General features: G+C 41.8%; 7 protein-coding genes. 5 read left to right on the top strand and 2 right to left on the bottom strand.

Annotation, left to right across the window (positions count from 1 at the left end):
- Nucleotides 1–709: 709 nt before the first annotated feature.
- Together ACYVAA_RS21340 and ACYVAA_RS21335 are read left to right on the top strand one after the other, a co-directional pair.
- Nucleotides 710–2,422, top strand: coding sequence for an acyl-CoA dehydrogenase family protein (locus ACYVAA_RS21340; RefSeq protein ID WP_460545744.1), 1,713 nt, complete (start codon nucleotides 710–712; stop codon nucleotides 2,420–2,422).
- 99 nt (nucleotides 2,423–2,521) lie between these two features.
- Entirely contained in the window at nucleotides 2,522–3,661 is a 1,140-nt protein-coding gene (locus ACYVAA_RS21335; protein WP_460545742.1) for a BamA/TamA family outer membrane protein, read from the top strand.
- 111 nt (nucleotides 3,662–3,772) lie between these two features.
- Here the strand turns inward: ACYVAA_RS21335 and ACYVAA_RS21330 are convergent, their stop codons facing one another.
- Nucleotides 3,773–4,723, bottom strand: a complete 951-nt coding sequence (locus ACYVAA_RS21330) for an NmrA/HSCARG family protein (RefSeq protein WP_460545740.1) — start codon at nucleotides 4,721–4,723, stop codon at nucleotides 3,773–3,775.
- Between the two features lie 414 nt (nucleotides 4,724–5,137).
- Between ACYVAA_RS21330 and ACYVAA_RS21325 the strand changes: the two genes are divergently transcribed.
- Genes ACYVAA_RS21325 through ACYVAA_RS21315 form a run of 3 tightly spaced genes read left to right on the top strand, consistent with a single transcriptional unit; the run spans nucleotide 5,138 to nucleotide 7,973 of the window.
- Nucleotides 5,138–5,995, top strand: a complete 858-nt coding sequence (locus ACYVAA_RS21325; RefSeq protein WP_460545738.1) for a COG1470 family protein — start codon at nucleotides 5,138–5,140, stop codon at nucleotides 5,993–5,995.
- Nucleotides 5,996–6,003: 8 nt separating this feature from the next.
- Complete coding sequence (locus ACYVAA_RS21320; RefSeq protein WP_460545736.1) at nucleotides 6,004–6,948, top strand: ABC transporter ATP-binding protein; 945 nt, start codon at nucleotides 6,004–6,006, stop codon at nucleotides 6,946–6,948.
- A gap of 32 nt (nucleotides 6,949–6,980) precedes the next feature.
- A complete protein-coding gene (locus ACYVAA_RS21315) occupies nucleotides 6,981–7,973 on the top strand; it encodes an ABC transporter permease subunit (protein WP_460545734.1) in 993 nt (330 codons plus the stop codon).
- A gap of 178 nt (nucleotides 7,974–8,151) precedes the next feature.
- Here the strand turns inward: ACYVAA_RS21315 and ACYVAA_RS21310 are convergent, their stop codons facing one another.
- Nucleotides 8,152–8,934: a glycerophosphodiester phosphodiesterase gene (locus ACYVAA_RS21310; protein ID WP_460545732.1), complete on the bottom strand. Its 783-nt coding sequence runs from the start codon at nucleotides 8,932–8,934 to the stop codon at nucleotides 8,152–8,154.
- Between the last annotated feature and the right edge of the window lie 91 nt (nucleotides 8,935–9,025).

The following is a 9,025-nucleotide window of genomic DNA, read 5'->3' as shown; positions in this document are numbered from 1 at the left end:
TTGGTTATTTAGTGATTAGGTTATTGGGGCGTTCAGCATTCATGGTTCGATGTTCGTCATTCTACATTTCATTTGATCAAAGACTAAAACATTAAGAAATGAAGGAGTTAAGGGCATGAAGTTTTTTTGTGTCATGTCTCTGTAGCCCAAATCCTTACTTTTCTTAATCCCTTAATGTTTAAAGTTGGTTATTGGTGATTTAGTGATTAGGTCATTAGGACATTCAGCATTCATGGTTCGATGTTCGTCATTCTACATTTCATTTGATCAAAGACTAAAACATGAAGAAATGAAGGGGTTAAGGGCATGAAGCTTTTAGAGTCATGCCTCTGTAATCCAAATCCTTCATTTTCTTAATCCCTTAATGTTTAAAGTTAGTTATTGGTGATTCAGTGATTAGGTTATTGGGGCGTTCAGCATTCATAATTCGGTGTTCATCATTCTAAATTTACTATAGTCAGTTAGTAAACCATTAAGAAATGAAGGGGTTAAGGGCATGAAGTTTTTTTGTATTATGCCTCTGTGGTCCAATCCCTTAATTTTCTTAACTCCTTAATGTTTAAAGACAGTTATTGGTGATTTGGAATTGGGTTATTGGATAGACTGCACCATTAAACCATGAACCCATCATAACCCCCCTAAATTTCAACCACATACATTTAGGTTTCATAAAGAAAATGCTATCTTATAATTAGAAAATCTGTAGATCATGAAAGGTAATTCCGGTTCTTCAGCGGAGAAGAAGCCCCAAAATAAAACTGTTTTGGACGGCGGCTATGCACCCAGCCAAAACTTCTTTGACAGCGACCGGGTGTTCAGGCATTACCTGAAGCATACCCTGACCAGCAAAACCCGGGAATTGATCTTCCCCAGACTTTCTGCATTGGGTGCTGTTGCAGCCACGAAAATGGACGGTTTGTCCCAAAAAGCCGACAAACACCCGCCGGTGCTGAGCAAAAGGAATTTTTTAGGAGAAACCGTTGATGAACTGATTTTCCATCCTGCGTATGATGCATTGGTTAAAATTGCTGTGGATTCCGGTATGTTTAGGATAAAGTGGCATCCAGATTCAAAGGCTGTAAATAAAGGGGCATTGCATCACTTGAGTTTCTCCTTGGCATTTGTCTATGGTTTGGCAGAAAGCGGCGTATGTTGCCCATTGTGCATGACCGATGGTGCTGCAAAAATTATCGACAAGTATGCTGAAAAGGCAGATCGTGTGCGTTTGATGAGGCATATTTACACCGAAAACCACCATGAACTCTTTACCGGCGCCATGTTCTTGACCGAAAAATCCGGCGGATCAGATGTCGGCGCCATAGGCTTACGGGCCCAACAGCTTAGGGGCAGCTATTATCTTCTCAACGGGGAAAAGTGGTTTTGCAGCAATGCCGGTGCACAAATCAAGCTTGTTTTGGCCAGAACCGGCCAACATGCCTATGGCACAAAAGGACTTTCTCTTTTTTTGGTGGAGCCTAAAAGGGTAGACGGCACTAAAAACCCCATGGATATCATCAGGCTTAAGGACAAACTGGGCACCCGATCCATGGCCAGTGCAGAGATCGTTTTTGCCGACACCGAAGGTAAATTGATCGGAAGGGAAGGAGAGGGCTTTAAAATTATGGCCGAGATGATCAATCTTTCCAGAATATGGAATTCTGTCATTGCTTTAGCGGCCTTTAGACGAAGCCTGGTTGAGGCATTCCAGTTTCTATCCCATCGCCATAGTTTTGGAAAAAGGGTGCTGGAACACCCCTTGGTAAGAGGCCAACTTTTTGACTTGGGCACCAAGTATATCGCTGATTTTTACATTACCTGGAAGGCAATAGCCCTACTGGACAAAGCAAACGATGGAAATGCAGAAAGTGCAAAAATGCTGAGGTTACTGACTCCTTTGATAAAAAAACAGACTGCAGAGACGGCGGTTTATGCAATCCGGGAATGCATGGAACTGATGGGCGGACTTGGTTATATTGAGGATGGTATTCTGCCAAAGTTTATGCGGGACACATTGGTACTCCCCATTTGGGAAGGTACCAGCAATATGATGGTCTTGGATTTTATTCGGGTAAGTCAAAAAACAGAAGGACTTCAATTGATCCTGCACAGGATAAAAGATAGTTTCAGCAAACAGGTTGGTTTTGAACGCGAAATAAGAAAACTCAATGACTTTTCTTCAGAATATCATGACCTTTTAAAGCAATCCAAAGAGGAAATAGAGTTTAAGGCTAAACCCTTGGCAGAACAATTGACCTTGCTCATACAACTGTCCTTACTTTTGGATGCGCGAACCAAAGCCGGTGCTCCATGGCTGGATTATTCCATTGATCACCTTCGCCTACAACTTACTACTGATAAAATCAGGCCACCTTTTCCCCCAAGCAGCCAAGAGCTTATTAAGCTTATAGGCTGGCAAGCGTAAAAATTAATCATTCATCCTTAGCAGTTTATGGAAAACTTCCTCAGGGTATCAACTTATTTGTTTATTTCGCTGTTTCAATCCTAATTAACTATTTTACGGATGAAAAGGAATCTCTTACTTGCCGTCATTGTTTGGCTGCTTACTATTAACCTCACGGAAGCCCAAAATAAGGGATTCTTCAACCGCTACCTGAACAAGCTGATCAATGATACCAGTGATGTGGCCGAACCCCAATTTTTGGTTTACCCAACACTGGCCTATGCTCCTGAAACAAGCTGGGAAATTGGCTTTAGCTCCTTATACGTTTATTATGCTAAAAAGGACACCAGCAACCGGCTAAGTGAAATCAACGGATTTACGTTTTTTACGCTGGAAGGACAATACGGTCTTTGGTTTGACCATGCCGTTTACTCCGATAAAGAGGATTGGTTCTTTCTGGGCAAACTACGTTACCAACGCTTCCCTTTGTACTATTACGGCATCGGGCAGGATACCGGGGAGGATTATCTGGCCAATGTAGACTCCAAACAGGTGTTGATCAAAGAAAGGGTTTTACGAAAGCTAAAAAAGGATTTTTATCTCGGTATGGAACTCGATTTCAACCACTTTGGAGATGTGGAATTCATGTGGGAAAAGGAAGATGGGGAGCTCCTATTGCCACAAGGGGCTGAAGGGTCCACGAATCTGGGACTTGGCCTGGGTTTGGTCTATGATAATAGGCACAATGTGCTGAATGTCAGAAAAGGATTGTTTGCAGAATTGGCCTATATCAATTATGCCCCTTTCTGGAAGAGCAAGTACGAATTTTCTACCGTAATTTCAGACAACCGAATCTACAGACCAGTGGGCAAAAACAATGTCTTGGCCGGACAGCTCTTTGGTCAGTTCAATTCAGGAAATGTCCCTTTCAACATGATGAGTGCTTTAGGCGGCGAAAGTATGATGCGGGGATATTACATGGGCAGGTTTCGGGACAAAAACTATATGGCCAGTCAAGTTGAGTTTCGCTTTTTGCCTTTACCCTTGGGATTTACCGATAGGATAGGGGCCGCGGTTTTCGGTGGAGCAGGCACCGTGTTTCCAGACTTTAAAAATCTGGCCTTGGATAAAATGGTGTGGTCAGCAGGAGCAGGGCTACGCTTTTTGCTATTTCCCAAAAAGGATATTTACACGAGATTGGACGCCGCCTTCACCCAAGAGGGTAACGGCTTTTATATTTACATCGGGGAGGCTTTTTAATTGGGGTTTTGAAAAAAAACACAAAAATTCGCCTTTCCTCATTTGAAAGAATAAACCTTTTCCAATCCTACTAGTTCGATTGGAAAAGGTTGTTTTAGGCTTCATTTATCCCTAGTCCAAGGGTACTTTTTGACCGTATTCTGATAGCCAATCATTGAAAGTCTTTAATTCAGGATTAAGCTCTTTTGACAGGATCTCATCGCGATGGCTGTTACATACTTTTTCAAAGTCCCGATAAAACTGAAACATATTTCCAAGATCATCAGCCCCTGGAAAATCAAAGCTGCGATAAGTGTCCGGGCTGACATTATTGTACACTACTTTTTTGTTCAAGGCTTTGGAGAAAGCATTGGCCAATTCGGTACCTGTAAGTTTTTCTCCCGCCACTCCGATGGTTTTTCCGATCATGGCCTTGCCTTTTTTAAAGATCCCATAAGCACACTTGCCAATATCTTCAGAAGCGATTCCTGCCATTTTCTTATCATCCAGAGGAAAGGTAAGGTAATAGTTGCCATCTTCTCCTTTTTTTGGCCCACTGCCGAAATAGATAAAATTGTCCCAATAAAAAGAAGCCCTCAAAAAAGTGGTAGGAATTTTTAACTCCTGAAACAACTGATCTGCTTCCCCCTTCATATCAAAATGCGGGACTTTGTATTTTCCATGTAGGGTGGGCATCCTGTCATCATCCAGTGGAACCCATTTACGGGTGTCCTCCAAAGTGGACCAAATGACGTGTTTCAAACCGGCTTCTTGCACCGCTTCAGCCAGGTTCTTGGCATGTTGGTATTCCTTTTCCGGGGAAAAATGCTCCCAAAAAAAGGTAACCAAATAAGCCCCATAAGCTCCCTTCATGGCCTTCAGGAGGCTCGCTTTGTCTTCCACATCCGCTTCTATGACTTCAGCTCCCATTTTTGCCAGTTCTTTGGCCTTGTCGGAGTGCCTATCCCTGGTAACCGCTCGCACAGCAAATTCACTGTTTTTATCTTGAAGAATCGCTCTGGCCAATCCGCCGCCTTGGGCACCGGTTGCCCCCATTACAGTAATGATTTTTTTATCGGACATGGTTTTTTGGGTTATGGTTGTACAAAATATTGAGTCCAAAATACCGCATGGAAAAGGCTAAAGAGATACTGGGATATACGTGATTCTGTGGCTCAGGATTAGCTTAAATTTACAAAAGATTCGGCGATATCCATTTCCAATTATTTCAAAATTTGAAGTTTTAGCAACCTGGAAGTGAATCGCTTACACTCCAAAACAAACGAAATTAATTAACTGGTTATCAGTTCAAAAGCAAAAATAATTCAAGACATCAGGGGATTTCTGCCGACAAGTCAAGATTGTTAAAAAACGTTAATTACTTGCATTTAAATATCTTCCATAATTAAAATTGGGAGCATTTATTAGAGTTATCATAAGATAAATAGGATAAGATTTACATTATTAGTTTAATTATAAATTCACTTATTTATTATTATGTCAGTAGATAGTTTTAAAACGAATGGTTCCAAAGGGAGTTTTGGCCATCTTTTTACAGCTTTATCCACCTTTGTGCTGCTTATGTTATCATGCTCTGTAAGGGCACAGGTTCCAGATGAAGAGTCCAGTTTTACGGCACGTTTGATCAACATTGAAGCCCCCGTCAATGAGACGTTTCGCTATCAGGCCACTCTTCAAAACAATTCGGAAAAATCCATCATCTATGAACTGAATGCTGAGGTACCAGATGGTTGGAGGTTGGCATTTAAGGCCAGAGGAAGCCAGATAACCTCCATTAATATGGAGCCCAATACATCAGAAAGTATTAGCATAGAGGTAATCCCCGCTTATAATGCCAACCCCTCCAAATATACTCTCCCTGTCTCTGCGGTATCCGGAAATGAAACGTTAGAACTATCGTTGGAAGCGGTCGTGGAAGGGTCATTTGATTTAGAACTAACAACACCTTCTGGGCGGCTAAGTGATGATATTACGGAGGGCAAAAAAGCGGAAATAGATTTGGTGGTTAAAAATACCGGTTCTTTACCTTTGAAAGACATTACGCTTTCTTCTCAGACACCACCCAACTGGAGTGCTACCTTTTCACCCGCGGAAATTGACCAACTGGAACCGGGAAAAACGCAGAATATTGTCGCCACGCTATCAGTTCCGGATAAAACCCTGGCAGGCGATTATGTCAGCCGCTTCACTGCAAAAAATTCAGACGCAAATAGTACCGCCAGCTTTAGGATGACGGTAAAAACCTCCCTTCTTTCTGGCTGGATTGGAATCATGGTCATTTTAATCGCCATCGGTTTTGTTTACTACCTCATTCGCAAATTTGGAAGAAGATAAGCAAAGCTATGAATGACCAAATTGTACAGCTGGAGAACCTGACCAAAAATTATGGTTCCACCAGAGCGGTGAATGGATTGAACCTATCCATTAAGAAGGGCGAGATATTTGGTTTGTTAGGTCCCAATGGTGCGGGAAAAACTACCACCATCCTGATGATGATGGGATTGGTAGAACCAACTTATGGCACTGCCCATATTTGCGGATACAACGCTACCAATAATCCCATTGCAGTGAAAAGACAAGTAGGCTATATGCCCGATAATATAGGGTTTTATGATCAGATGACAGCCCTGGAGAACCTAATATATATAGGGGAGCTCAATGGAATCCCACGCACAGAAGTAAAAAGCAGGGCTATTGAAGTGATGAAAACCGTGGGCCTTGAAGATGCCGCTATTCATAAAAAGACAGGAGCTTATTCTAGAGGAATGAAACAGCGTCTGGGACTTGCCGAAGTACTGATCAAAAATCCAAAAGTTGTTATTTTGGATGAGCCAACTCTTGGCATTGATCCCAGCGGGGTTAAGGAATTTCTGAATCTCATATCAAGCCTCAGCCGGGAAAAGGGGCTTACCGTATTGCTTTCATCACATCATCTCTATCAGGTCCAACAAGTATGTGACCGGATTGGTATTTTCGTGAAAGGCAACCTATTGGTGGAAGGTAGTATAAACACCCTTTCAGATAGCCTCTTCCAGAAAAATTCTTTTGAGGTACAGATAAGTTTGCAAAATACCCTGGGCGATTCCTGGAAAGACGAAGCAGACCTATTGAAACTGGACGCGGTACAAAAAGTATCAGCAGAGGGAAGTACGGTTACCATAATAAGCCATTGTGATAAAACACCGGATATTGTAAGGTTTTTTGTCCAAAAAGGATATGACATTACCGGAGTCCATAAAAAAGAATACGGACTGGAGGACATCTACCAAAAGTATTTTGAGAGTTAGTAAGCAGAAAATCTTAGTCAATATATAGAGCTATGAACACTTCTTTAAAGTATTCATCAATAAATATAGGCAATCAGCCCAGTCCGTTTTGGGTAATGGTCAGGAAAGAAATGGCCGGACATATTCACAGTTGGCGTTTTATCATATTATTATTCCTTATTATCCTTACCTTTTTAGGGACTACTTCAGTAGGTCTGAGTAACCTCCGGGAAGCGGTATCCAAAGCCAAGGATTTGGACAATCTATATCTTTACCTTAAGCTATTGACAGTTACCGAGGGAACCTTGCCTCCATTTCATGTATTTCTTAATTTTTTAGGCCCTTTATTGGGAATAAGTCTAGGCTTTGACGCTATTAATTCTGAGAAGCAAAATGGGAGCCTTATTAGAATTATGGGACAACCAATCTATCGGGACAACTTAATGCTATCAAAATTTGTCAGTGCGTTTTTTCTAATAGGTGCCTTGCTGATTACACTGACCCTTTTAATGGTCGGCACCGGAATAATTATTACCGGGGTGCTTATTGAAGCCGAAGAGGTGCTAAGAATATTAAGTTTCACCATCATCTGTATGGTCTATGTGGGCTTTTGGTTGGGACTATCCATACTCCTTTCAACCCTGTTTAGACAGGCATCTACCTCAGCGCTTACCGCCATCGGAATATGGCTGTTTTTTACCATATTCTATCAAATCATCGTAAACTTTGCGGTCAATGCTATGGCAGCTGGAGCTAATGGCTTGTCTCCAACAGAGCAAATACGATATAACAATCTGCTTTTAAACTTATTGCGAATGGCACCAAGTCAACTTTATACTGACGCCACCACCACATTGCTTATGCCTTCCGTGAGAAGCCTCGGACCAGTGACTATGGAACAAATGGCAGGAGCAATTCCCACTCCACTTCCATTCTTACAGAGTTTGATGATCGTGTGGCCACAAGTAAGCGGACTGATTGCTGCCACTGTTCTTTGCTTTGCCTTTTCTTATTATCTCTTTATGAGAAGGGAGATAAGAAGTTAAGAGTTTAGCCAAAATGCCTATGGATGAACAACGTTGATAAATAGGATGTTTTGAAGCCTTCACCCATCCTAAGTATTGGTGAAGGCTTCAAATAACCACCACTTTCTTTCTTACCACTTATCCATCATCAACCATAGCAGGTAAACAATTTTCCTTTTATTAAGCTATTGGGAATGGCTTAATTCTTATTGACCAAACTTAATAACAGTTCCGGCTTATCTGTGGTGATAAAATCCACCTGCTGCTCCAATAGCCACTTCATGTCCTCTTCTTTATTAACAGTCCAGGCATTGACGGTCAGGCCAAGCTCTTGGGCTTCCTTGATCCACTCAGGCTTTTCTTTTAACAATTTAATATTGTAATCGAAGCCAAAAAAACCGGCATCAGCCAATTCTTTTGGGCTTTTATCCCCATTTAAGTAGGCCACATTCGCTTTTGGATCAGTTTCAATGGCTTTTAGCCCTCCCTCATAACTAAAGGTGATGTAGTCCACCCAGTTTTCCGCTTTAAGTTCTTTAACTTTTAAAACAGACTGCTCTGCAATGTAAATGCTTCTTTCCACACTAAGCTTGGAAGGCTTGATTTCAAAAATCAATTTGGTACGGTTTTGCTCCATGCCCCGTTTCAGGTATGCTTCTACGGTAGGGATTTTTTCGCCATTCTCATGGCTTAGGGAAAGAAGTTCTGAATAGGAGGAGGACTCTATGGGCATGCCCTGAAAATCGGCATCGTGATTGACTACCAGGACACTGTCAGCCGTCATCCAAACATCAAACTCACTACCTTCACAGCCCAATTCAATGGCCTTTTCCAATGAGGCTATGGAATTTTGAGGCAATTCGGATGTTTGCCAGGCTCCTCTATGGGCTATGACTTTATTCTTGTTAAACTGTTCGGATTTACAGGCGCTCATCAATACGCCTGAACACATACCCAAAAGTAAGTAAGTCAGTTTTCTCATGGTTAACTACTTGGTTAATTATTATTTATGTCTATCTGCAAAGACACCATTAGCTCTTCTAAATTAGCAAACCATCTCTCACAGAATGCAC

This window comes from Echinicola sediminis (genome assembly GCF_054777495.1).
This window is presented reverse-complemented; position numbering and strand designations above follow the sequence as displayed.

Bases quoted from the DNA above. Each gene is read 5' to 3' on its own strand.
- ACYVAA_RS21330 (WP_460545740.1), bottom strand. From the start codon at position 4,723: ATGTCCGATAAAAAAATCATTACTGTAATGGGGGCAACCGGTGCCCAA.
- ACYVAA_RS21310 (WP_460545732.1), bottom strand. From the start codon at position 8,934: ATGAGAAAACTGACTTACTTACTTTTGGGTATGTGTTCAGGCGTATTG.
- ACYVAA_RS21325 (WP_460545738.1), top strand. From the start codon at position 5,138: ATGTCAGTAGATAGTTTTAAAACGAATGGTTCCAAAGGGAGTTTTGGC.
- ACYVAA_RS21320 (WP_460545736.1), top strand. From the start codon at position 6,004: ATGAATGACCAAATTGTACAGCTGGAGAACCTGACCAAAAATTATGGT.
- ACYVAA_RS21335 (WP_460545742.1), top strand. From the start codon at position 2,522: ATGAAAAGGAATCTCTTACTTGCCGTCATTGTTTGGCTGCTTACTATT.
- ACYVAA_RS21315 (WP_460545734.1), top strand. From the start codon at position 6,981: ATGAACACTTCTTTAAAGTATTCATCAATAAATATAGGCAATCAGCCC.
- ACYVAA_RS21340 (WP_460545744.1), top strand. From the start codon at position 710: ATGAAAGGTAATTCCGGTTCTTCAGCGGAGAAGAAGCCCCAAAATAAA.